This window comes from Streptomyces sp. NPDC001617 (assembly GCF_053596855.1).
In genome coordinates this window covers 218,935-240,995 of record NZ_JBSFHA010000006.1, presented here as the reverse complement: position 1 = coordinate 240,995, position 22,061 = coordinate 218,935, and the positions used below count along the sequence as shown (strand labels likewise).

21 protein-coding genes and 1 pseudogene are annotated in these 22,061 nt (G+C 71.2%); 11 read left to right on the top strand and 11 right to left on the bottom strand.

The window, feature by feature from the left end; genetic code table 11:
- Window positions 1-28 precede the first annotated feature (28 nt).
- From ACWC09_RS07715 to ACWC09_RS07705, 3 genes are read right to left on the bottom strand one after another with little or no spacing between them, the layout of a single operon-like run.
- A complete protein-coding gene (locus ACWC09_RS07715; RefSeq protein WP_450849546.1) occupies window positions 29-1,462 on the bottom strand; it encodes a FadD3 family acyl-CoA ligase in 1,434 nt (477 codons plus the stop codon).
- 13 nt (window positions 1,463-1,475) lie between these two features.
- Complete coding sequence (locus tag ACWC09_RS07710) at window positions 1,476-2,654, bottom strand: amidohydrolase family protein (RefSeq protein WP_450849544.1); 1,179 nt, start codon at window positions 2,652-2,654, stop codon at window positions 1,476-1,478.
- A 38-nt stretch (window positions 2,655-2,692) separates the two neighbouring features.
- Complete coding sequence (locus ACWC09_RS07705) at window positions 2,693-4,255, bottom strand: AMP-binding protein (protein ID WP_450849542.1); 1,563 nt, start codon at window positions 4,253-4,255, stop codon at window positions 2,693-2,695.
- Window positions 4,256-4,381: 126 nt separating this feature from the next.
- Here ACWC09_RS07705 and ACWC09_RS07700 point away from each other — a divergent pair, with 126 nt between their 5' ends.
- Window positions 4,382-5,101, top strand: coding sequence for an enoyl-CoA hydratase/isomerase family protein (locus ACWC09_RS07700; RefSeq protein ID WP_450849540.1), 720 nt, complete (start codon window positions 4,382-4,384; stop codon window positions 5,099-5,101).
- A gap of 210 nt (window positions 5,102-5,311) precedes the next feature.
- On the opposite strand, the gene ACWC09_RS07695 is transcribed toward ACWC09_RS07700, so the two are convergent.
- The 3 genes and pseudogenes from ACWC09_RS07695 to ACWC09_RS07685 all read right to left on the bottom strand — a co-directional run.
- Entirely contained in the window at window positions 5,312-6,070 is a 759-nt protein-coding gene (locus ACWC09_RS07695; protein ID WP_450849538.1) for an SDR family NAD(P)-dependent oxidoreductase, read from the bottom strand.
- A complete protein-coding gene (locus ACWC09_RS07690) occupies window positions 6,067-6,903 on the bottom strand; it encodes a TauD/TfdA dioxygenase family protein (RefSeq protein ID WP_450849536.1) in 837 nt (278 codons plus the stop codon). The genes ACWC09_RS07695 and ACWC09_RS07690 overlap by 4 nt, the downstream gene beginning before the upstream one ends.
- A gap of 67 nt (window positions 6,904-6,970) precedes the next feature.
- A pseudogene (locus tag ACWC09_RS07685) lies at window positions 6,971-7,609 on the bottom strand (MFS transporter); the annotation flags it as partial.
- 88 nt (window positions 7,610-7,697) lie between these two features.
- Between ACWC09_RS07685 and ACWC09_RS07680 the strand changes: the two are divergent.
- Window positions 7,698-8,264 (top strand): LysR substrate-binding domain-containing protein, encoded by a 567-nt coding sequence (locus ACWC09_RS07680; protein ID WP_450849534.1) that lies wholly within the window; start codon window positions 7,698-7,700, stop codon window positions 8,262-8,264.
- A gap of 30 nt (window positions 8,265-8,294) precedes the next feature.
- On the opposite strand, the gene ACWC09_RS07675 is transcribed toward ACWC09_RS07680, so the two are convergent.
- Both ACWC09_RS07675 and ACWC09_RS07670 read right to left on the bottom strand, forming a co-directional pair.
- Window positions 8,295-9,503, bottom strand: coding sequence for a CaiB/BaiF CoA transferase family protein (locus tag ACWC09_RS07675; RefSeq protein WP_450849532.1), 1,209 nt, complete (start codon window positions 9,501-9,503; stop codon window positions 8,295-8,297).
- Window positions 9,500-10,975 carry an aldehyde dehydrogenase family protein gene (locus ACWC09_RS07670; RefSeq protein WP_450849530.1) on the bottom strand — a complete coding sequence of 492 codons (1,476 nt, stop codon included), beginning with the start codon at window positions 10,973-10,975 and terminating at the stop codon, window positions 9,500-9,502. The genes ACWC09_RS07675 and ACWC09_RS07670 overlap by 4 nt, the downstream gene beginning before the upstream one ends.
- Window positions 10,976-11,163: 188 nt before the next feature.
- Here ACWC09_RS07670 and ACWC09_RS07665 point away from each other — a divergent pair, with 188 nt between their 5' ends.
- From ACWC09_RS07665 to ACWC09_RS07630, 8 genes are read left to right on the top strand one after another with little or no spacing between them, the layout of a single operon-like run.
- Window positions 11,164-11,979 (top strand): NAD(P)-dependent oxidoreductase, encoded by an 816-nt coding sequence (locus tag ACWC09_RS07665; RefSeq protein WP_450849528.1) that lies wholly within the window; start codon window positions 11,164-11,166, stop codon window positions 11,977-11,979.
- A 29-nt stretch (window positions 11,980-12,008) separates the two neighbouring features.
- Complete coding sequence (locus ACWC09_RS07660; RefSeq protein WP_450849526.1) at window positions 12,009-12,869, top strand: mycofactocin-coupled SDR family oxidoreductase; 861 nt, start codon at window positions 12,009-12,011, stop codon at window positions 12,867-12,869.
- A gap of 35 nt (window positions 12,870-12,904) precedes the next feature.
- Window positions 12,905-13,096, top strand: a complete 192-nt coding sequence (locus ACWC09_RS07655) for a ferredoxin (protein WP_242767568.1) — start codon at window positions 12,905-12,907, stop codon at window positions 13,094-13,096.
- Between the two features lie 13 nt (window positions 13,097-13,109).
- On the top strand, window positions 13,110-14,474 hold the full coding sequence (locus ACWC09_RS07650) for a cytochrome P450 (protein ID WP_450849524.1): 1,365 nt from the start codon (window positions 13,110-13,112) through the stop codon (window positions 14,472-14,474).
- A gap of 16 nt (window positions 14,475-14,490) precedes the next feature.
- Window positions 14,491-16,146: a thiolase C-terminal domain-containing protein gene (locus ACWC09_RS07645; protein WP_450849522.1), complete on the top strand. Its 1,656-nt coding sequence runs from the start codon at window positions 14,491-14,493 to the stop codon at window positions 16,144-16,146.
- Window positions 16,143-17,060: an alpha/beta fold hydrolase gene (locus tag ACWC09_RS07640; RefSeq protein WP_450849520.1), complete on the top strand. Its 918-nt coding sequence runs from the start codon at window positions 16,143-16,145 to the stop codon at window positions 17,058-17,060. Before ACWC09_RS07645 ends, ACWC09_RS07640 begins: the two co-directional genes overlap by 4 nt.
- The gene (locus ACWC09_RS07635) at window positions 17,057-17,599 is read left to right on the top strand and encodes a DoxX family protein (RefSeq protein WP_450849518.1); all 543 of its coding nucleotides are present in this window, start codon (window positions 17,057-17,059) and stop codon (window positions 17,597-17,599) included. The genes ACWC09_RS07640 and ACWC09_RS07635 overlap by 4 nt, the downstream gene beginning before the upstream one ends.
- Complete coding sequence (locus ACWC09_RS07630) at window positions 17,599-18,429, top strand: NAD(P)-dependent oxidoreductase (RefSeq protein ID WP_450849516.1); 831 nt, start codon at window positions 17,599-17,601, stop codon at window positions 18,427-18,429. The genes ACWC09_RS07635 and ACWC09_RS07630 overlap by 1 nt, the downstream gene beginning before the upstream one ends.
- Before the next feature lie 78 nt (window positions 18,430-18,507).
- Here the strand turns inward: ACWC09_RS07630 and ACWC09_RS07625 are convergent, their stop codons facing one another.
- Window positions 18,508-18,966, bottom strand: a complete 459-nt coding sequence (locus ACWC09_RS07625; RefSeq protein ID WP_450849514.1) for a MarR family winged helix-turn-helix transcriptional regulator — start codon at window positions 18,964-18,966, stop codon at window positions 18,508-18,510.
- A 135-nt stretch (window positions 18,967-19,101) separates the two neighbouring features.
- Between ACWC09_RS07625 and ACWC09_RS07620 the strand changes: the two genes are divergently transcribed.
- On the top strand, window positions 19,102-19,635 hold the full coding sequence (locus tag ACWC09_RS07620; RefSeq protein ID WP_450849513.1) for a 2'-5' RNA ligase family protein: 534 nt from the start codon (window positions 19,102-19,104) through the stop codon (window positions 19,633-19,635).
- A gap of 156 nt (window positions 19,636-19,791) precedes the next feature.
- On the opposite strand, the gene ACWC09_RS07615 is transcribed toward ACWC09_RS07620, so the two are convergent.
- A complete protein-coding gene (locus ACWC09_RS07615; protein ID WP_450849511.1) occupies window positions 19,792-20,784 on the bottom strand; it encodes a helix-turn-helix domain-containing protein in 993 nt (330 codons plus the stop codon).
- Window positions 20,785-20,940: 156 nt separating this feature from the next.
- Window positions 20,941-21,915, bottom strand: coding sequence for an alpha/beta hydrolase (locus ACWC09_RS07610; protein ID WP_450849509.1), 975 nt, complete (start codon window positions 21,913-21,915; stop codon window positions 20,941-20,943).
- Window positions 21,916-22,061 lie beyond the last annotated feature (146 nt).

The following is a 22,061-nucleotide window of genomic DNA, read 5'->3' as shown; positions in this document are numbered from 1 at the left end:
GGTGCCGGATCGCGGCTCCCGTCCGTCCTCATCGCAGTTGGTCCTTCATCACTTTGCCCGTGGCGTTGATCGGCAACTCCTCGCGGAACTCGACGGATCGAGGCACTTTGAATCCGGCCATGTGCTCGCGGCTCCAGGAGATCAGCTCCGCCTCGGTCACCGGCCCGTGCCGCACGACGAACGCCTTGCCCACCTGTCCCATCCGTTCGTCGGGTACGCCGATCACCGCGACCTGCGCCACCGCCGGATGTCTCAGCAGGAAGCCCTCGATCTCGGCCGGGTAGGCGTTGAAGCCGCCCACGAGGAACATGTCCTTCTTGCGGCCGACGATCCTCAAGTGCCCCCGCTCGTCCAGGGTTCCGAGGTCACCGGTGTGCAGCCAGCCGTCCGGGTCGATCGCCTCTGCGGTGGCCCGCGGGTCGTCCAGGTAGCCGCGCATCACGCTGTAGCCGCGCACCAGGACCTCGCCGTCGTCGGCGATCCGCACCTCGACGCCCTCGCACGGGGTGCCGACGGTGGTGGCGATGTCCTCGAAGGAGTCGCCGGGGCGGGAGGCGGTGACCGTGCCGGCCTCGGACAGGCCGTAGCCCGTCATGATCGAGCGGAAGGGGAGTTCCTCGCGGACACGGCGGATGAGTTCGACCGGGATGTCGGCCGCACCGGTGACCGCGCACCGCAGCGAGGACAGGTCCCGGCCGCCCTTCTCCTGCGCCTCCAGCAGGGAGTGGTAGAGCGTCGGTGCCCCCGGCAGCATCGTGATCCGCTCGCGCTCGACCAGGTCGAGCACGCGGTCCACCTCGAAGACCGGCACGGGCAGGATGGTCGCGCCGCGGATCAGCGAGGCGATACAGCCCGCCTTGTAGCCGAAGATGTGGAAGAACGGGTTGACGATCAAGTAGCGGTCGCCCTCCCGGAGATCGGCCAGGTCGCACCACTCCGCGTACAGGCGCAGCGTCTGGGCGTGCGTCATCAGCACACCCTTGGGCCGTCCCGTCGTCCCCGAGGTGAAGACGATGTCGGCCACGTCGTCGCCGCTCACCTCGCGCTCGAAGGGCGAACCGCCGTCCAGGAAGCCGCACTTGAGGTCGATCACCGGAACACCGGGGGGCCCGGTGAACTCCAGCCCCAGGAAGCCCTGTTGGACCAGCACGGCCTTGGCGCCGCTGCGTACCACGATGTCGTGCGCCTCGGCCGCCTTGAACCGGGTGTTGACCGGGACGAGGACCCCGCCCGCCGTCAGCAGCCCGAACGCTGCCACGATCCACTCGGCGGAGTTGGGCGCCCAGATCGCCACCCGGTCGCCCCTGCCGACGCCGAGCGAGGCGAACGCGCCCGCCGCCACCCTTACCCGGTCGGCGAGTTGGGCGAAACTGAGGCGGAGCGGGCCGTCGACGACCGCTTCGGCGTCACCGAAGCGGTCGGCCGCGCTGAGCACCATCCGGGGGATGGTCTCCCATGTCATGCGTGGGGCCATGTCAGGCCGGGATCAGCCGGGACAGGTTGCCGCCCATGATCTTCGCCTGGTGGGCCTCGGGGAGACCCTGGATGGCGTCGACGTACGAGGTCGGCTGGGCCAGGCCCTCGGGGTGCGGGTAGTCCGAGCCGAACAGCACCCGGTCCACGCCGATGAGGTCCACGAGGTCGCTCAGGTTCTCCTCGTAGAACGGGCTGACGTGAATGCTGTCCTTGACCGCCTGCACCGGGTCGCCGAGGAACTGCTCCGGCATCTTCTTGTGGACGTCGGCGAGTTGGTCGAGCAGCGGCGCCACCCAGGAGGAGCCGTTCTCGATCAGCGCGATCTTCAGTTCCGGGTGGCGGAACAGCGCGCCGTGGCACACCCAGGACGCCACCGCGTCCTGGATCGGCCGCCACTCGTTCACCTGGCGGAAGGCGTTCGACTTGAACGGCAGCATCTCGGCGGAGCTGCCCTCCCAGTCGTTGGCGTACCGGGAGTACCCGCTGTCGGAGGAGTGCATCGCGACCAGCACGCCGGTCTCCACGACCCGCTTCCAGAACGGGTCGAACTCCTCCATGGCGAAGGACCGTGAGCCGCCGTACCCCGGAACCGGCGCGGGCCGGACGAGAATCGCCTTCGCACCGCGCTCCACGGCCCAGTTGAGCTCCGCGATCGCCTTCTCCACGATCGGCAGGGTGATCACCGGGGTGGTGAAGATCCGGTCCTTGTAGTTGAACGACCAGGTCTCGTACAGCCACTCGTTGAGCGAGTGGATCACGGCGTGGATGAGCTCCGGGTGGTGCCGCATCCGCTCCTCGATGAGGCTCGCGAGTGTCGGGAACATCAGCGTGCGCTGTACGCCGAGCTCGTCCAACAGCTCCAGGCGCGGCCCCGGTTCGCGGTAGGCGGGGATCGAGCGCATCGGCTCGCCGAAGATCTCCCGGCGGGACTTGCCGTCCGGGTTGCCCACGCGGAAGTACTCCTCCATGGCGCCCGGGCGGGCGACCACCTCGAAGGTGGGGTTCGGGATGTAGTCACTGATCTGACCGAGGATCGCGATCTTCGTACGGCCGCGGACCTGTACGTACTCGATCGCTCCCGCGTACTGCTTCGGGAGGAACTTGGTCAGCGCCTCCTCGGTCTCGTACAGGTGGTTGTCCGCGTCGAAGAGCGGATACGGCAGCACACGCGAAGACATGAGACCCTCCTTTGCGATTTGAGAGAATCATATTCTCATCAATTGCGTACGGCAATGTCCTGTCGGAGCCGGAACTTCTGCACCTTGCCGCTCGCCGTCCGTGGGAACTCCTCGACCTCGTGCAGCTCCTCGGGCCACTTCTGCCGGGCCAGACCGACCTGTTCGAAGTGGGCGCGCATCGCGTCGAGCGTGGGAAGAGGGTGTCCGGGCAGCATGCGCAGGAAACCGGCCGCGTGTTCGCCGAGCCGTGCGTCGGGGGCGGCCACCACCGCGGCCTCCGCGACGCCGGGCAGGGAGAGGAGCACCTCCTCGACCTCCATCGCGCTGATGTTCTCGCCGCCGCGGATGATGATGTCGGCCTTGCGGCCGGTGATGGTCAGATAGCCGTCCTCGTCCAACTCGCCCATGTCGCCGGTGTGGTACCAGCCGTCGTCGTCGAACGCCCGCGCCGTCAGGGCCGGGTCGGTGTAGCCGAGGCACAGGTCCGGGCCCCGGCTGAGGATCTCGCCGTCCTCGGCCAGCCGTATCTCCACGCCCGGCAGCGCGTCGCCGTCCGTGAACAGCCGCTTGGGCTCGGGAGCGGTGTGCCGGGAGGAGGTGATCGAGGGGTGCTCGGTGCTGCCGTACGCCCGGAAGACATGGATGCCGAGGCCGGCCAGCCGGGTGGTGACGGCCGTCGGCACGGACGAGCCGCCGAGGCCCGCGTAGCGCAGGTAGCGCAGATGGTCGGCGGTGAAGTCGGGGTGGTCGAGAAGGCTTGTGACGTAGTACGGCGCCCCGCCGCCGATGTGCAGTGCGTGGCCGGTCATCAGGCGCAGGGCCTGGGCCGGGTCCCAGATGTCGGTGAGGTTGACGGGGGTGCCGTCCAGGACCGGGATCAGGAAGGCGTTCACCATGCCGATGAAGTGGCCGACGGGCGCGGCGGTGAGCTGTTTGCCGCGGTCGGGCGGGTAGCTGGCGGCGAGTTGGCGGGTCTCGTGGCCGAGGGTCTGGTGGCTGTGGACGACGCCCTTCGGGTCGCGGGTCGTGCCGGAGGTGAAGGCGATCAGGGCGGCGGAGGTCGGGTCGGCCGGGAGGGTTCCGGTCAGGGGTTCGTCACTGAGCAGGTCCTCGAAGTCCTCGATCTGCGGCTCGTGCTGGGCGGTGCGCCCCACCACGCCCACCACGGGCACGTTCGCGCACAGGTCCGGCTGGAACGCCAGGCGCCCGAACCGTTCGGCGGCGACGAAGGCGCTCGGCTTGACCGCGTCGAGGATGTAGCCGACCTCCTTGCGCCCGTAGAAGTGGACGATCGGCACGACGGCCGCCCCGAGGAACGCCGACGCCCAGAACACCGCGGCGGCCTCCATCCAGTTGGGCAGCTGGAAGGCGATCGTGTCACCGGGCCCCACGCCCCGCTCGCGCAGTCCGCCCGCCAGTCGGCGCGCGATCTCCTCGACGTCCCGGAAGGTACCGGACCAGGGGTGGGCGTGCGAGTGCACCCGGAACTCGGTGTCCGGCGCCGCCGCCAGGCCCCGCGTCAGCAGGTCACCGATCGTGTCCCGGGTCCACCAGCCCTCCGCTGCGTAGCGCTCGGCCAACTCGACGGGGATCTTTCGCATCTGCGGCTACCTCCAGGACTGCGGCGGCTCTTTCAAGGCATCGGAAGGCATCGGACTTGCGGCGACCAGCGGCGCATACGCTATTCTCGCTTTTTGAGAATGCCAATATCCCTCGGGGGTAATCGAGTGATCGACCTTGAGCTGGACGACGGCCTGGCCGTCCTCACGATCGACCGCCCCCACGCCCGCAACGCCATCTCGCTCGCCACGATGGACGAGTTGGAGAAGGCCCTGGACGCGGCGGCCGGCGCGTGGGCACTGGTGATCCGGGGCGCCGGGGACCGGGCCTTCGTCTCCGGGGGAGACCTCAAGGAACTCGCCGCGATCCGCACCGAGGACGACGCGGCGGCGATGGCGTGGCGGATGCGCGGCATCTGCGACCGGATCGCCGCCTTCCCCGCCCCCGTCGTCGCCGCCCTCAACGGCCATGCCCTGGGCGGTGGGGCCGAGGTCGCGGTCGCCGCCGACATCCGCGTCGCCGCCGACGACATCAGGATCGGCTTCAACCAGGTGACCCTCGCGATCATGCCGGCCTGGGGCGGCGCGGAACGCCTCGCGGGTCTGGTCGGACGCGGCAGGGCGCTGATGCTCGCCGGGACGGGAACGGTGCTCTCCGCCGCCGAGGCGCACACGCTCGGACTGGTCGACCGCGTACTGCCCCGGGCCGACTTCGACGAAGGGTGGCGTACCCTCGCCCGCTCCCTCGCGACCGGCCCTGCGGCCGAGATCAAACGCGTGGTGGGCGACGGCACTTCGGCGGACGAGGCGGTCCGCGCCTTCGCCCGGCTGTGGGCCGCCGACGCGCACTGGGAGGCGGCGGACCGGGTGACGACGCGGAGGAAGTGACCGATGCCCGGCCTCCTGGGCCTTGCCTGCCACAGCGACATCATCGACGCCGTGGCCGATGTGCGCGACGGTCGGTACGGGGTGAGGTGCTCACTCCGACCCGGCCGTAGTGCGCGTCCCCATAAGTCCAACCACGCTCCGGCACGGCTGGCGGAACGGCTGACGGGCGACGCGTGAGGAACACGTCGCCCGCCAACTCCCCTGCACTACTCAGGTGTTGCGCCCTCCGTTGACCCCGATCACCTGCCCGGTGATGTAGCCCGCCTCCTCGGACACCAGGAAGGAGCAGGTGGCCGCGATGTCCTCGGGGCGCCCCGGACGCCGTACCGGAGTGCGCTCCGCGTGGTAGTCCACCGAGCCGCCGAGCAGCCCCTGTTCCTCGGAGGCACGCAGCATCGGCGTGTCGATGAAACCGGGCGGAATGGTGTTCACGGTGATGCCCACCGGACCGAGCTCCAGTGCCAGGGACTTGGTGAAACCGACCAGCCCGGCCTTCGAGGCGACGTAGTGCGCCATGTACGGCTGCCCCGAATGCGTGCTGGACGACGAGATGTTGACGATCCGCCCCCACCCGGCTTCCTTCATGTCCGGCACGACCGCCTGGCAGAGGTAGAACGGGCCGTTCAGGTTCACGGCCATGATCCGGTCCCAGGTCGCGTCGGAGATTTTCAGGAACGGGTCGAAGCCGGTGACCCCGGCGTTGTTGACGAGCGCCAGCACCGGCCCGCCCAGGACGTCCCGGACCCGCTGCACAGCGCTGTTCACCTGCGCCCGGTCGGACACGTCCACGCCCCCGAGGGCGACCGCCTGGTGCCCCTTCTGCCGCGACTCGTCGGCGACCTGTTCGGCCGCCTCCTCGTTCAGATCGAGGACCGCGGTGGCGAAGCCGTCCTCGGCGAGCCGCTGTGAGATCGCCCGCCCGATGCCCGAACCGCCGCCCGTGACGAGGGCCACCCGCCGCTCGCTCATGCGACCGCCTCCTCGCCCAGCACAGAGGTGCGGTGCATGAGGCGGACGGAGGCCTCTCCGTAGGGGAGAGCGCGGTGCAGCATCCCGGTGTTGTCCCGGATGACGAGGTCGCCCCGGCGCCAGCGGTGCCGGAGAGTGAACCGAGGCCGGGTGGCGTGGTCGAGGAGTCGGCCGAGCAACTCCCGTCCCTTCGCCGCCGATCGGCCCACGACTTGGCCGGCCGTGGTACCGATCAGCAGGGACTTGCGGCCGCTGCGGCGGGTCCGGACGAGCGGGTGCCCGCGCGAGGGGTTACGGTCCCAGGCCGCCCGCTCCTCGGGCGTGGGGTCCGGCGTCACCAGGAGCTGCGAGGCGGCGAAACCGTGCACCACGCGCAGACCGTCCAGCTCCTTCTTCTCCGCTTCGGACAGCGCCTCGTAGGCGGCGAAGGCGTTGGCGAACTCGGTGTCGCCGTCGTCGTCCTGCGAGATCTGGCGGGCTGTCAGAAGAGTGGCCTTGTTGGGGACTTGCTCCGTCGTGCCGTCGATGTGCCAGTGGAAAGTGGACTCGCGGCAGGCGGCCAGCGGGCTCTTCGACGGGTCGCGGGTGATCCGCTGGATCTCCCGGTGCGCCGGGTGGCCGCCCATCGGCGGCGGGACCACCTCGCCGAGCAGCCGGCTGAACGCGACCAGATCGCCGTCGTCGACATCAGCCTCGCGGTAGATCACCACCCCGCGCCGCTCCAGCGCGGCCAGGCATTCCTCCGCGACGCCACGGTCGACCGGACGGCTCCCGGAGAGGCCGGAGATCTCGACGCCGGTGGTGGGGGTGAGTTCGGTGACGGTGACGGGCATTCGTGGGCGGCCCTTCTCTCGGATTCCGTCAAGTGTCTTCTCTGTGAATGAGAATGACGTTTCCGAGTCAGGCTACTCCGTCGGTGCGCACCTGCGCCATCTCCGGGGCGGGGGCGATGCGGCGGGGGAGGAGCAGCGGGGTGGCCAGGAGGAGGACACCCGCGCTCGCGAGCGCCGTACGCGGCCCGGTGAGGTCGGCCGGCACGCCCCACAGGGCGGTCAGAGCGGCGGTCGTCGCCTTGCCGGTCACCGACCAGGCCGCGAGGACCCGGGACACCCGGCCCGTGTCCGTCTGCTGGAGGCGGTAGGTGGCATACACCGGGTTGAAGACGGCGCAGGAGGTGATCACTCCCAGCTCCACGACCATGACGAGCGCCAGCCCCGGGACGCCGGGCCGGACGAAGGCGAGGCCGAGCGGGCAGCACGCGCGCACCGCTCCTGAGGTGCGCAGGACCCGGTACTGCCCGTAGCGCGTCACAAGCCTGCGGGCCAGCCGTGAGCCGACCAGGCCGCCCAGGCAGGGCACGGAGAAGGCGAGCCCGTACTGCCAGGGCGCGAAGCCCAGATCGCCGACCATCAGCACGGCGAGCAGGGGAACCGCCACCATGATCAGGCCGTTGACCAGAAGCACGTTGAAGAACAGTGGACGCGGCACCGGGTGGGTCAGGATGTACCGCCAGCCTTCGAGCAGGCCGCCGCGCCGTGCCGGGCCCGTCCGCGCCGCGGGCGTCTCCGCCCCGCCGACCTGGTGCGCGACTTCCACCGCGCCCACCCCCCAGGCCGCCCTCGACGTCGTGACCCTCTTCGACGCCGACGCGGCCCTCACCGCCGTCCGCTCCGGCACCATCGACGCGTCCTTCCGCGCCCTGACCCTGCCCGCACGCCAACTCCCCGACGGCATCGAGGCCGCCCGCGTCCACGACGAACCAGTCGAGCTGCTCACGGGCCCCGCACACCCGCTCGCAGCCGCCCGCACACTCACCCCGGCCCAGCTGGCCGGGCACCGCATCTGGATGCCCGGCAACGTCACCGGCACCGAGTGGGCCGCGTTCTACGACGACCTCGGCGCGGCCTTCGGGTTCACCATCGAGGTCACCGGCCCCGACTTCGGCACCGAGCCGCTGCTCGACACCATCGCGGACTCCTCGCTGCTCGGCGCCCTCGTCGGCGCACAGACCCGCTTCGTCTGGCCCGCCGGTCACGACCTGCGCCGCATCCCGCTGCACGACCCGACGCCGGTCTACCCCCACTCCCTGATCTGGCGCGCCGACAACCCGCACCCGGCCCTGGCCGCACTCCGTGCCCACCTCGGCACCGTGCGACCCGGGCGCGAAACCTGGACCCCGAAATGGGCCCAGTAGCAGCAGAAGGACCAGAAGGTCCAGAAGGACCTACGTCACCGCTCCCGCCGCCTTCAGCGCCAGAATCCGGTCCCAGTCCATCCCCAGCTCCATGAGGATCTCCTCGGTCTGTGCCGCGAACCCCGGCGCAGCCCCCAGCCCGGGCGCGGCGACGTCGAACTGCACCGGGCTCGCGGCGAGTTCGAGTTCTCCGGCCCGCACCAGATACTCGTTGGCCCGCACCTGCGCATCGGAACCGACCTGCAGGGAGTCCTGTACGGGAGCCCAGGGCCCGGCAAGGGTGGCGAACCGCTCGGTCCACTCGCCGAGGGTGCGGCCGGCGATCACCTCGCGCAGGATCTTGACCGCTTCTTCGGTGTTCGAGGCGATGTCGGCGGCGGTCGTGAACCGCGGGTCCTCGGCCAGCTCGGGCCGGTCGATGTGCCGGCACACGTCCGCCCAGAACTTGCCCGGCTGCATCATCACGAAGGCCAGATAGCGGCCGTCTGCCGTGCGGTACAGCCCGGACAGGGGGTTGGTGGGGGAGCCGTGCGCCCCGAGCGCCGGCGCCACCATGGGCTTGCCGAGGTGCACGGAGAGGGCGATTCCGTGCCCGAGGGACCAGACGCCGCTGCCGAGCAGGGAGACGTCCACCACCGACGCCTCGCCGGTCCGCTCCCGCTTCAGCAGGGCCGCCGCGATGCCTCCGGCGAGATTCGTGCCGGAGATGGTGTCGCCGTAGGCGGGCCCGGGAGGCGGGATCATTCCCTCGGTACCCGGCGGCGTGAGGCTGGCGGCCGTCCCGGCCCGCGCCCAGAACGCCGTCATGTCGTACCCGCCCTTGTCCGCCTCCTGCCCGCGCGGACCGAGCGCACTGCCCCGGGCGTAGACGATCCGCGGATTCACCGCACGGATGTCGTCGACGTCGATGCCGAACCTCCGCCGCGCCGACGGCAGAAAGCTGGTGAGGAACACGTCCGCCCGCCGGGTCAGGTCGTAGAGCACCTCCCGGCCCTCGGGGCGCGCCATGTCCAGGCCGATGCTGCGCTTGCCCCGGTTGGCGTGCTCTACGTTGGGGTTGGGATCGCCCTCCACCTTGAAGGCGCCGGTCTGCCGCAGCCCGCGCTGCGGATCGCCGTTGACCGCGTGCTCGACCTTGATCACGTCCGCGCCCCAGTCGGCGAGAACGGCACCGGCCGACGGCACGAAACCGTACATCGCGACTTCGAGAACCCGGATTCCGTCCAGCGGGCCGCTCATCCGACGACCTCCCCGAAGGTCTTGCGCTCCATGAACTCCTCCAGCCCGTCGACGCCCTTTTCCCTGCCGATGCCCGACTGCTTGTAACCCCCGAAGGGGGTGTCGGGGAAGAAGTAGTTGCCGCCGTTCACGCTGAACGTGCCGGTGCGGATCCGCCGCGCCACCGCGAGCGCCCGCTCCCGGTCGGCGCCGTGCACCGCGCCCGAGAGCCCGTAGACCGAGTCGTTGGCGATACGCACGGCATCGTCCTCGTCGTCGTACGGGATCACCGCGAGCACCGGCCCGAAGACCTCCTCCTGCGCCAGCTCACTGCCCGGATCGACCCCGGCGAGCAGGGTCGGCGTGTAGAAGAAGCCCGGGTCCACGCGCTTGCCGCCGGTCACCAGCGTGGCGCCCGCCGTCACCGCCCGCCGCACCATGCCGTCGACCTTGTCGCGCTGCCGCTCGCTGATCAACGGGCCCATATAGGTGCGGGGGTGGGCGGGATCGCCGTACCGCACCCGCTCCAGGCTCGCCGCGACCTGCTCGACGATCGCGTCGTGGTGGCGGCGCGGCACCAGCATCCGCGAGGTGATCGCACAACTCTGGCCCGCGTGCAGGCAGATCATGTACGCCGCGTACCGCGCGGCGCCCGCGAAATCGGCGTCGTCGAGGACGACGAGGGCCGACTTGCCGCCGAGTTCGAGGAACACCCGTTTCACGGTGGAGCTCGCGGCGGCCATGATGCGGCGGCCGGTGGCCGTGGAGCCGGTGAAGCTGACCAGGTCGATGTCCCGGTGCATGGTGAGCAGTTCACCGGTCGCCGCATCGGAGGAGGTCAGGACGTTGACCACGCCCGGCGGTATGTCGGTGTGCTCGGCGATGAGTCGGCCGAGGGCGAGGGTGATCAGCGGGGTGTCCGGGGCGCCCTTGAGGACGACCGTGCACCCCGCGGCGAGCGCCGGAGCCAGCTTCGCCAGGGCGAGTTGGGTGGGGTAGTTGTACGGCACGATCGCGGCCAGGACCCCACCGGCCTCCTTCTCCACCCAGCGGTGGTGCCGTTGCCCGAGGTACTCGACCTCGCCGAGGTCCTCGGTGAAGGGGTGCGTCCGCAGCAGGTCGGCGTAGTAGCCGACCAGCTCCACGGGCTCGTCGAGCTGCTGGCCGTGGGTGAGCATGCGGGGCGCGCCGACCTCGGCGATCGTCAACTCGCGCAGTTCTTCGAGGTGTTCGGTGAGCGCGCGGTGGAGCTGGTCGAGGCAGTGGACGCGGAAGTCCTTGTCCGTCGGCCAGTCGGTGGTGTCGAAGGCGCGGCGGGCCGCCGCCACGGCTGCCTCGGCCTGCTCGGTCGTGGCGTCGGGGGCGTGGCCCAGGACGTCCCCGGTGGCGGGGTTGAGCGTGGTGAACGTCCGCTCGGCGTCGACGAGCACGCCGTCGATGAGCAGGCGACGCGCGGATCCGGTGCCGGTCGGCGCGCTGTGCGGGAGTGGCATCCCGTTCCCTTCCCGACGGCGAAAACAGAATTCTCGATTTTGAGAACCATACCGGGCGCGCCAGCCAGCGTCACGACCTCGGAGTCTCTCGGTCCGCCTCTGCCGCGGTGTGACACAAAGTCGCTACACGGGACTTCCGGGCACCCCGTCTTGAAAGTATGGTTCTCGCATTCGGAAGGGAGATTCTTGTGATCGGAGTCGTGGGCGCCGGTCGGATGGGCCGCCCGATGGTGCGACGGCTCGCCGAGGCGGGCCACGAGGTGCGCGTGCTCGGCCGCACGACCGAGGCCCGCCGCGCGCTCGCCCAGGAACCGGCACAGGTCGTCCCCGAGGCCGCGCAGGCCGGCGAAGGCGCCGCCGCCGTACTGGTCTGCGTCCACAACGATCAGCAAGTGCGCGAGGTCTGCCTCGACAGCGGTCTGCTGGAGGCCATGCCGTCCGGCAGCGTCCTCGTCGTCCACACCACGGGCAGCCCCCGCACCGTGGAGGCCGTCGCCGACCGGGCCGTGTCCCACGGCATCGGTGTGGTCGACGCCCCGGTCAGCGGTGGGCCGCCCGACGTGGCGGCCGGCCGGATCACCCTCTTCGTCGGCGGCAGCGACGACACCGTCGCCCGCATCCGGCCTGTGCTGCGCAGCTACGGCGACCCCGTGCTGCACGTCGGCCCGCTCGGCGCCGGCCAACGCGTGAAGCTGGTCAACAACACGGTCTTCGCCGCCCAGATCGGCCTGCTGTCCCACGCGGCCCGCCTCGCCGGTGAGCTGGGCCTCGACGAGAGGCTCCTGCTCGACGCCCTCACGCACGGCAGCGCATCGAGCCGCGCGCTCGCCGGCGTCGTACGACACGGCTCGGTCACCGAATTCGCCCGTACGACAAGGGAGTTCCTCGGCAAGGACCTCGACGTCGTCCGTGCGGTCGCCGGTGAACTCGGCGCGGAGCTCGGCGCCCTCGCCCCGGCCCTCGACGCCCTGTCCGACGCGACGGCAGCCGCGGGCGCCGGCTGAAGAACACCACGGAAGAAAGGACACCGTCCATGGGACGAGTCGATGGCAAGGTCGCGTTCATCACCGGCGCGGCACGCGGACAGGGCCGCAGCCACGCCGTACGGCTGGCCGAGGAGGGCGCCGACATCATCGCGGTGGACATCTGCCGCGACTTCCAGACGGTCGGCTATCCGATGGCCACGCCCGAGGACCTCAAGGAGACGGTCCGGCTGGTCGAGGAACAGGGCCGCCGCATCGTCGCCCGACAGGCCGACGTACGGGACAGCGCAGCCCTGCGCGCCGCGCTGGAGAGCGGTCTCGCCGAACTCGGCGGCCTGGACATCGTGGTGGCACAGGCCGGCATCGCCCCGCTGCGCGGGGAGCCCAAGCTGCAGGCCTGGTGCGACGCCATCGACGTCGACCTGATCGGCACCATCAACGCCATCCAGATCAGCCTCCCGCACCTGCGCGAGGGCGCCTCGGTCATCGCCACCGGCTCCACGGCCGCCCTGATGGAGTTCGGCATCGTCCAGGAGCCCGGCAACAACCCGGGCGGTTCGGGCTACGCGTTCGCCAAGCGGGCCCTGTCGGAGTACGTGCACGAACTCGCCCGCAACCTCGCCCCGTTGAAGCAGCGCGCCAACGTCGTCCACCCCACCAACGTGGACACCCGCATGCTGCAGAGCGAGCCGATGTACAAGTCCTTCCGCCCCGACCTCGAACACCCCACCCGTGAGGACGCCGAGCCCGGCTTCGCCGTACAGCAGGCCATGCCGATCCCGTACGTCGAACCGCGCGACATCAGCAACGCCGTTCTCTTCCTCGCCTCCGACGAGGCCCGCTACATCACCGGCACCCAGCTGCGCGTGGACGCCGGCGGCTACCTCAAGTGGTACGACTGGCGCCGCTGAACCCCCAGAACCCCACCGTGACAGGGAGGCAAGCCGTGAAGGTCCGCGTCGATCCGGAGCGCTGCCAGGGCCACACGCTCTGCTGGATGACCGCTCCGAAGTCGTTCCAGCTGGACGAGGTCGACGGCCACTCCTCGGCCGTCAGCGAGGACGTACCGGCCGATCAGGAAGAGGACGTGCGGGAAGCCGCGCACTCGTGCCCGGAACGGGCCATCCAGATCTTCTGAAAGAGGAGGCCCCGTGACCGAGACACCTAGCGACGACGACCGCAAGAAGGCCCGTGTGCACTTCGACCGGCACACACCCCAGTACCGCCACGAGTTCGAGGAGACCACCCACGAACTGCACGCCAAGTGCCCGATCGCCTGGACGGACACCCACGGCGGCCACTGGGTCGCCAGCGGCAACCGCGAGGTCTTCGAGCTGGCGCGCTCCGCGGAGTTCCTCTCCAACGACCACGACGTGAAGGGCGTACGGCGCGGCTACAAGGGCATCACCATCCCCTCGCCGCCCCGCGCCCGCGAAGTGCAGGGCGGATTCCTGGAGATGGACCCGCCCGAGCAGCGGCACTACCGCCAGACCCTCAACCCGTACCTCTCCCCGGCGGCCGTCAGCCGCTGGATCCCCTTCGTCGACGAGGTGGTCCGCGCCTGCCTCGACGAGAAGATCGAGCAGGGACGGATCGACTTCGTCGACGACCTCGCCAACATCGTGCCGGCGGTCCTCACCCTCGCCATGCTGGGCATCCCCCTCAAGGACTGGACCGTCTACAACGAACCGGCCCACGCCTCCGTCTACACCCCGCCCGACTCGCCCGACATGCCGCGGGTCGCCGAGCTGAGCCGGAAGATGGGCATGTCGCTGTACATGGCGCTGTCGGAGATCCGGGAGAAGCCCAGGCCGGGCCTGATCGACGCCCTGGTGCGCGCCGACATCAACGGAAAGACCCCGCCCGACGACGAGTTGACCGGTGTCCTCGCGCTTCTCATCGGCGGCGGCTTCGACACGACCACGGCACTCACCGCGCACGCCCTGGAATGGCTGTCGGAGAATCCCGCTGAGCGGGACCGGCTCAGCCGCGAGCGGGACACTCTGCTGGACTCGGCGACCGAGGAGTTCCTGCGCTACTTCACCCCGGCTCCGGGGGACGGCCGTACGATCTCCGCCGACTGCGAGATCGCCGGACAGAAGTTCGAGGAGGGTGAACGCCTGTGGCTGTCGTGGGCGATGGCCAACCGCGACCCGTCCGTCTTCCCCGACCCCGACCGGGTCCACCTCGACCGCAAGGGCAACCGGCACAGCAGCTTCGGCCTCGGCATCCACCGGTGCATCGGCTCGAACGTCGCCCGTACGGTGTTCAAGCGCATGATCACCGCCGTCCTGGACCGTATGCCGGACTTCCGCTGCGACCCCGAGGGCACCGTCCACTACGAGACCATCGGCATCATCCAGGGCATGCGCCACCTCCCGGCGACCTTCACCCCCGGCAAGCGGCTCGGACCCTCCCTCGACGAGACCCTGGAGACGCTCCAACGGGCCTGCGACGAGCAGGGCCTCGCCGCCCCGGTGACCGTACGCACGGCCCGGGCCGACACCGGGCGCTGACACGGAGGAGAGAGCGGTGGCCGCATCGCCGGGGCGCCCCCTGCCCCTGATCACCGAACAGAACGAGTTCTACTGGACGTCAGGGGCGCACGGCAGGCTGCGCATCCAGGAGTGCACCTCGTGCACGGCCCTGATCCACCCGCCCCAGCCGGTCTGCCGGTACTGCCGGGGTCGGACGATGGGCGTACGGGCCGTCTCCGGGTACGCCACCCTCATCGGCTTCACCGTCAGCCACCGCTTCAGCCTGCCAGGGCTCCCGGCGCCGTACGTCGTCGCCCAGGTCGCGCTTGAGGAGGACCCCCGCGTCCGCCTCACCACCAACGCCGTCGAGTGCGACCCCGACCAACTCGCCCTCGGCATGCGCATGGAGGTGCTCTTCGAGCAGGCCGGGGACGTCTGGCTGCCCCTGTTCCGCCCGACGGCCGAGCAGGGCGAGCCGGGGCCACTGCCCGAGGACGAGGTCGAGCCGGGCTCAGTGCTATGTCACATATCACCGATGGTGACGCGGGAGAAATTCGAGGACAAGGCAGCCCTCACCGGCATAGGCGCCTCCCGCCTCGGCCGTCGCCTGATGGTCCCCCCGCTCTCCCTCACCGTCGAGGCCTGTGAAGCCGCGGTCGCCGACGCCGGCCTCACCCTGGACGACATCGACGGCCTGGCCACCTACCCGGGCGCCGGAGCGTACGGCGGCTTCGCCGAAGGCGGCGTCACGGCACTGGAGTCCGCCCTCGGCATTCGCCCCACCTGGTACAACGGCGGCGGAGAGACCTTCGGCCCCGGTGGCTCCCTGATCGCGGCGATGCTCGCGGTGGCAGGCGGTCTGGCCCGCCATGTGCTCTGTTTCCGCACGCTGTGGGAGGCCAGCTACGGAGAGCTGGTCAAGCAGGGGAAGATCCCGGTCCCCGCCTCGGACGCCGGCTGGCTCAAGCCCTTCGGCGCCATCTCCGCCGCCCACACTCTCGCCCAGAACGCCCAACGCCACTTCCACCGGTACGGCACCACCCGCGAGACCCTCGGCTGGATCGCCCTCAACCAACGCGCCAACGCGGCCCTGAACCCCACGGCCATCTACCGCGACCCGCTGACGATGGACGACTACCTGCAGGCCCGCACCATCACCACCCCCTTCGGCCTCTACGACTGTGACGTCCCCTGCGACGGTGCCGTCGCCGTCGTCGTCTCGGCCGTCGACACCGCTCGCGACCTCGCCAAACCACCCGTCCTCGTCGAGGCCGTCGGCACCCGGATCACCGAGCGCATCGAGTGGGACCAGAGCACCCTCACCCATGAACCACAGGTCCTCGGCCAGTCCGCCCACCTGTGGACCCGCACCACCCTGCGCCCCGAGGACGTCGACATCGCCCAGCTCTACGACGGCTTCACCTTCAACTGCCTCTCCTGGATAGAGGCGTTGGGCTTCTGCGGCATCGGTGAGGCGAAGGACTTCCTGGACGGCGGGAAGAACATCGCCCGGGACGGCGTACTGCCCCTCAACACCCACGGCGGCCAGCTCTCCCACGGCCGCACCCACGGCATGGGGCTCGTCCACGAGGCGATCGTCCAACTCCGGGGCGAGGGCGGGGAACGCCAGGTGCCGGGAGCGAGGGTCGCCGTGGTCAGCACCGGCGGTCTCGCGCCGAGCGGGGTCCTTCTCCTCAGGACGGACACGTGACAGACAGCCACCACGCCGTCGTGCCCGGCGCCGTCGACATCGATGGCATCTCCCTGTCGTACAGAGCGAGTTGGGTACGCGACCCCCGGGCCGTCGTCCTCGCTCTGCACGGCGGTGGCACCAACTCCGCGTACTTCGACTGCCCGAACCACCCGCGCCTCTCCCTCCTGCGCACCGGCGCCGCCCTCGGCTTCACCGTCATCGCCCTGGACCGCCCGGGCTACGGAGCCTCGCTGCCCCAAGCCGCCCAACTCACCCACCCCGCAAGACGAATCGACCTCACGCACGCCGCTCTGGACCGCCTGCTCGCCTCCCGCCCCATGGGAGCGGGAGTCTTCCTGCTGGCTCACTCCGCGGGCAGTGAACTGGCCGTCCGCATGGCCGCCCATACCCGCGGAACCGATCTGCTGGGCCTGGAGATCGCCGGTACCGGGCGCTACCACCACCCGCGTTCCGTGAGTTTCCTGGAGGGCAGCGAGGAGGATCTGCGCCCGGAGGGCCGGGCTCGCGCCCGCCTCCGTGAAGCCCTGTGGGGACCGGGCCACTTGTACCCGTCCGATGTCCTCGGCGGCGCCGGCATCGCCGCAGCCTCGCCCGCGTACGAGTCCGCCGCGCGCGAATGGCGGTACGAGTTCCCGGAGTTGGCGGCTCGCGTGCGCGTGCCCGTGCAGTTCAGCCTCGGCGACCACGAGGAGGTCTGGAGCTCCGGACCCGCGGCCCTGGCCGACATCGCCTCGCTCTTCTCCGCGTCCCCTCGCGTACGCGTCAATGAACAGCCCGACAGCGGGCACAATCTGAGCCTCGGGCACTCGGCCCGGGCCTACCACCTGAAGGTGCTGTCGTTCGCGGAGGAGTGCGCGGTGATCCAGGAGGCCCACCGCGCCGCGCCCCCACGGCAAGGGAGAGCGGGATGAACGAAACGGATGCCGTCGCAACTCTGCTGCGTCTGGTCCTGGGCGTCGTCATGATCGCGCACGGCTACAACCACTGGCGCGGAGGCGGCCGTATCGCGGGCACCGCCCGCTGGTTCACCGGCCTGGGCCTCACCCACGGCACCCTGCAGGCGTGGCTGAGCGTGCTCACCGAAATCGGCGCCGGCGTACTGCTGTTGGCCGGCCTGCTCACCCCGCTGGCCTGCGCGGCCGTCATCTCGGTGATGCTGGTCGCGGGCCTGCTCGCCCACCGCCCCAACGGGTTCTTCGTCTTCAAGGAGGGCTACGAGTACGTCCTCACGCTCTCCGTCGTCGCGCTGGCGCTGGCCGTGCTCGGACCCGGCAGCGCCTCCGTGGACGAGGCGGCCGGCATCGACGTCACCGGCTGGGCGGGCGGTGGTCTCGCGCTCGGCGTCGCCGTCGTGGCGACCGCCGGTCTGCTCGCCACCTTCTGGCGCCCCCGGCCCGCCGCACCCGAACCGGCGGCGGCTCCCCACACCGTTGAGCAGGAGGCCACTTGATGCGCGTCGGTTTCATCGGCCTGGGCAGCCAGGGCGCCCCCATGGCCCGCCGGATCATCGACGCGGGCCATGAGACGACCCTCTGGGCCCGCCGCCCCGCCACCCTCGTCCCCTTCGCCGACACCCCCGCGAAGCGCGCCACGTCCCCCGCGGACCTCGCCTCGGTCAGCGACCTGGTCTGCGTCTGCGTGGTGGACGACGCGGACGTCGAGGAGGTCGTCACCGGCGAGCACGGTGTCCTGTCCGGCCTCCGCAAGGGCGGGGTGATCGCCGTGCACAGCACCGTCCACCCCGACACCTGCCGCCGGCTCGCCGACCGCGCCCGCACCCACGGCGTCACCCTCGTCGACGCCCCGGTCAGCGGGGGAGGCCCGCGGGCGGCCGAGGGCAGGCTGGTGGTCATGGTCGGCGGTGAGCCCGGCACGGTGGCCTACTGCCGTCCGGTGTTCGCGACGTACGGCGATCCGGTCGTCCACACCGGCCCGCTGGGCACCGGACAGGTGGCGAAACTCCTCAACAACCTGCTTTTCACGGCCAACTTGGCCACAGCCGCCGACACCCTCGCCCTCGGCCGCGACCTCGCTGTCGACCCCGCCGCCCTCGCCCAGATCCTCGGCAAGGGAAGCGCGGCCAGCTTCGCCCTGGACCGCGTCGCCTCCGCCGGCGCCACCCTGGACCGTATCGCCGTCCATGCGGGACCCCTGCTCCGCAAGGACGTCCGACTGGTGACCGACGTGGCCGGGGCGGCGGGCGCCACCGCGGACATCGTCACCACGGCGGCGGACGCGGCGCTCGGCCTGATGAACCAGCAGCGGTCGACGGCCGGTTGAGGATGGATTGAAGCGATCGAGCGGTCAACCGGGCACGCGAAAGCCCCCGGAGTATCAGCGCTCACGGGGGCCTCGGTCTCAGGCGGCGACGCCGAGCGTCTCGACCGCCTTCACCAGGGGGGCCAGCTCCGCATTCCGTGCGGCCTCGTCGAGGGCCTCGCGCAGGGCTGCCTCATTGGTGGGGCGAGCCTCATCCAGCAGCTTCAGTCCGGCCTCGGTGACGTTGGTGTAGATGCCGCGCCGGTCGGTGGGGCACAGGTAGCGGGTCAGCAGGCCCCGGTCCTCGAGGCGGGTGACCAGTCGGGTCGTGGCGCTCTGGCTGAGGACCACGGCGTCGGCGACCTGTTTCATCTGGAGATGGCCGCCCTCCCCGTCGTGCTGTCGGCTGAGCACGTCCAGCAGCGAGTACTCCCGCACGCTCAGATCGTGCCCGGCCTGCAGCGCGCGCTCGATGTGGGCCTCGATCCGGCCGTGCAGCAGCGAGAGGGCGCACCAGCCCTGGGCGAGGGCGGTGAGCGCCGGATCCGTCGCGGTCATGGGGGCTGGTTCCTCCGTCCGAAGTGGTGCGGTCCAGGATAGGACACCAGCGCAATTGTCGGCTGATGCACATATACCGCGTACGCAAGTCATGTCTGGTCGCGGTTGCCGGGATCGGCCTGGTACACCCATGGCATGGCAGACGAAGCATCCGAGAACTTCTCGGCGGGGCAGACGGCGCTGGTCGTGCCCGTGCCGGAGGCGGAACCCGCGGTCCGGGCCTGGCGGGAGCGCTACGACCCCGCCGCCCGAGCCGGGGTCCCGGCTCACGTCACCGTGCTCTTCCCGTTCCTGCACGCGTCCCTCGTCGACGACGGCACCTGCGCCGCCCTGGACGAGATCTTCGGACGCCACCGCTCCTTCGACGTGCGGTTCGAGGAATGCGGCCGCTTCCCCGGCCTGCTCTACCTCGCCCCCGTCCCGGACGCCCCGTTCCGCCGGCTCACCGAGTCGGTCGTCGACCGCTGGCCGGAAGCCCCGCCGTACGGCGGCAGGTACGAGGCCCACCCGCATCTGACGGTCGCCCAGGGCCAGGACGAGGCGGTGCTGGACAAACTGGAAGCCACCCTTCGCCCCAGCCTCCCGATCACAGCACGTGTACCGACGGTCGACCTGGTCGTCCACACCGGCGCGGAATGGCAGCACCGGGCGTCCTTCGCCCTCCGCTAGCCGGTCGAAACTCCTTGGCGGGCACGCCGGTTGCGCCGGTACCGTCCGGACTCACGATCGACCGCACCGGCGGCCGGTCCTCCCGGAGGCGGCCATCATGACCACCCCGCGACCGACGACGACCCTGTGGCGCCCGGAACCTGTACGGCGGTGAGGTCACGGCCGGGCCAAGTGCCGCATCGTCAGCGCCAGTTGAAGTCTGAGCCGGCCCTGCGGAGTGCGCAGCGGCCAGCCCAGCAGATGCTCGGCCTGGGTCAGCCGGTCCTGGAGGGTGGAGTGGTGCACGTTGATCTCGGCCGCCGCCGCCCGCTGACTCGCCGTCGAGGCCACGGCGTGCAGCGTCGCCAGCAGGCCGGGCACCGCCGCTGCGGCCGCCTCCAGCGCCCGCACGTCGGGCGGCGGCTCGGCACCCGGTACGACGAGATCCGCGAGCAGCGCGACTCCGCCCAGCTCGTCGGCGTGGACCACACGTGGACCGGGGTCCTGCGTGGTGCCCTCGGCCGTGAACCGCAGGGCCGTGCGCGCGGCCGCCCATGAGCCCGGCAGGTCCAGCACCGGGACGGCGGGGCCCACACCGAGGCGGTCGGGCGGAAGGGCGCCGAGGTCGACCGTGATCCGGGGCCGGCCGTCCCCCGAGGCAAGGGCCCGCACCCGTGCCGTGAGGTCGATACCGAGCGCGCGGGCCGCGTGCAGCCGGGCCGGTTCGGGCACCGAGGCGTCCAGCAGGGTCTCCACCAGTGCCGGGTCGTCGGCGGGGGAGGCCGGGGCGCGGCCCCGGGTGCGGTCCAGGACCAGCCGTATCGCGCCGGCGGCCCGCTCCAGGATCACCGCGTCGACCACGCTCGGCTCGGTCTCCGCCCGCTCCAGCCACAGGGCTGGCTCGCCGCCGGGCTCCAGCGCCGCACACGGCCAGTCCGCGTCCGGCGGGACCTCGGAGTCCCTGCGGACCCCGTCCGTCTCGACCCGCAGCCGCACCCGCCGGCCCGCGTCGACGAGCCGCGCCGGACACCCGGCCAGCACGGCGGCCCCGCGCACCAGTGCCTCCAGCCCGGCCCGTGTCTCGGCCAGCCGGTCGAAGTAGGAGATGACCTGCACCGCGGCCCCGGCATCCGGGTCCAGCGCGGTCAGTCGTCCCGCCAGCTCTTTCATACGCACATGGTGCGGTACGGGGCACTCCGATGGGGAGCCCGGTTCCGTACCGGTTCACTCCGCATGGCCCCCGCCGGTCAGCGCTTCCTCGGCACGCCGAAGGCGAACCGGCGGGTCACCATCACTGCCGTCCCGGACGACGGGATGTCCGTGCCGTCACCCGTTGATCAGCCGCCGCAGCCAGTCCACCTGCGCCGCCCGCGCCGCCTGGGACAGCGCCGCCTGCGGGGCGAAGCCGTCGAAGCCGTGGAAGCCACCGGGCCAGACATGGAGTTCGGCGATGCCGCCGGACTGCCAGATGCGGGAGGCGAAGGCGACGGCCTCGTCGCGGAAGGTCTCCGCCGAGCCGACGTCGAGGAAGGCCGGGGGCAGGCCGGTCAGGTCCTCGGCGCGGGCGGGGGCGGCGTACGGGGAGACGTCCGGGCCGCCGCGCTCCGCGCCGAGGAGTGCCGTCCAGCCGGTCTCGTTGGCCGTGCGGTCCCAGACGCCGAGACCCGCCATCTGGTACGTGGACGGAGTGTCGTTGCGGTCGTCCAGCATCGGACACATCAGCACCTGCCCGATCGGCCGCGGACCCTTGCGGTCCCGGGTCAGCAGAGCCAGCGCCGCGCTCAGGCCGCCACCCGCGCTGGCGCCCGCGATCACGATCCGCTCGGGGTCGCCGCCGAACTCCTCGGCGTGCTCCGCCGTCCACAGCAGACCGGCGTACACGTCCTCGATCGGCGCGGGATGCGGGTGCTCCGGTGCCAGCCGGTACTCCACCGACACCACGACCGCGTCGAGTTCCCTGCCCCACGCCAGCGGTACGTCCACTCCGACCCGGTTGTTGCCCAGGACCATGCCGCCACCGTGGACGTGGTAGATCACGGGCCGCGGGCCCGCGCTCACCGGTGCGGCGGGACGGGCGATCAGCAGCGAGATGTCGGGGGCGTTCTCCGGGCCCGGGACGGCGCGGTCCTCGACCTCGAAGAACCCGTCGAGGGTCAGGTCGAGGTCGGCCAGCATCTGGATGCCGGGGCCTTGGCGTACCAGGTCGATCTCGTCGGGGGTCAGGCTGGGCTGTACGACCTGGCTGATCAGTTCCAGGGCGGCGGCGAGCTCTGGGTCGAACGGGGGCGGAATCCGGGACATGGCTTCTCCTCACGCGGGGCGCGGCGGCTCTGGTGCGACATGATCCGCGTATCCGCCCCTGTCCGGACCGCCGCCGTCCGGCGGAACCTCCCCGCCGTTCGGCGGGTGGCTGCTCCCATACCAGGTCATGACCTTCTGTTCACTTG

What these genes read in the sequence shown, in the direction of transcription:
- ACWC09_RS07660 (WP_450849526.1), top strand. Translation starts at nt 12,009, where the DNA reads ATGGGACGAGTCGATGGCAAGGTCGCGTTCATCACCGGCGCGGCACGC.
- ACWC09_RS07630 (WP_450849516.1), top strand. Translation starts at nt 17,599, where the DNA reads ATGCGCGTCGGTTTCATCGGCCTGGGCAGCCAGGGCGCCCCCATGGCC.
- ACWC09_RS07620 (WP_450849513.1), top strand. Translation starts at nt 19,102, where the DNA reads ATGGCAGACGAAGCATCCGAGAACTTCTCGGCGGGGCAGACGGCGCTG.
- ACWC09_RS07710 (WP_450849544.1), bottom strand. Translation starts at nt 2,654, where the DNA reads ATGTCTTCGCGTGTGCTGCCGTATCCGCTCTTCGACGCGGACAACCAC.
- ACWC09_RS07705 (WP_450849542.1), bottom strand. Translation starts at nt 4,255, where the DNA reads ATGCGAAAGATCCCCGTCGAGTTGGCCGAGCGCTACGCAGCGGAGGGC.
- ACWC09_RS07635 (WP_450849518.1), top strand. Translation starts at nt 17,057, where the DNA reads ATGAACGAAACGGATGCCGTCGCAACTCTGCTGCGTCTGGTCCTGGGC.
- ACWC09_RS07715 (WP_450849546.1), bottom strand. Translation starts at nt 1,462, where the DNA reads ATGACATGGGAGACCATCCCCCGGATGGTGCTCAGCGCGGCCGACCGC.
- ACWC09_RS07695 (WP_450849538.1), bottom strand. Translation starts at nt 6,070, where the DNA reads ATGAGCGAGCGGCGGGTGGCCCTCGTCACGGGCGGCGGTTCGGGCATC.
- ACWC09_RS07675 (WP_450849532.1), bottom strand. Translation starts at nt 9,503, where the DNA reads ATGAGCGGCCCGCTGGACGGAATCCGGGTTCTCGAAGTCGCGATGTAC.
- ACWC09_RS07670 (WP_450849530.1), bottom strand. Translation starts at nt 10,975, where the DNA reads ATGCCACTCCCGCACAGCGCGCCGACCGGCACCGGATCCGCGCGTCGC.
- ACWC09_RS07610 (WP_450849509.1), bottom strand. Translation starts at nt 21,915, where the DNA reads ATGTCCCGGATTCCGCCCCCGTTCGACCCAGAGCTCGCCGCCGCCCTG.
- ACWC09_RS07615 (WP_450849511.1), bottom strand. Translation starts at nt 20,784, where the DNA reads ATGAAAGAGCTGGCGGGACGACTGACCGCGCTGGACCCGGATGCCGGG.
- ACWC09_RS07690 (WP_450849536.1), bottom strand. Translation starts at nt 6,903, where the DNA reads ATGCCCGTCACCGTCACCGAACTCACCCCCACCACCGGCGTCGAGATC.
- ACWC09_RS07625 (WP_450849514.1), bottom strand. Translation starts at nt 18,966, where the DNA reads ATGACCGCGACGGATCCGGCGCTCACCGCCCTCGCCCAGGGCTGGTGC.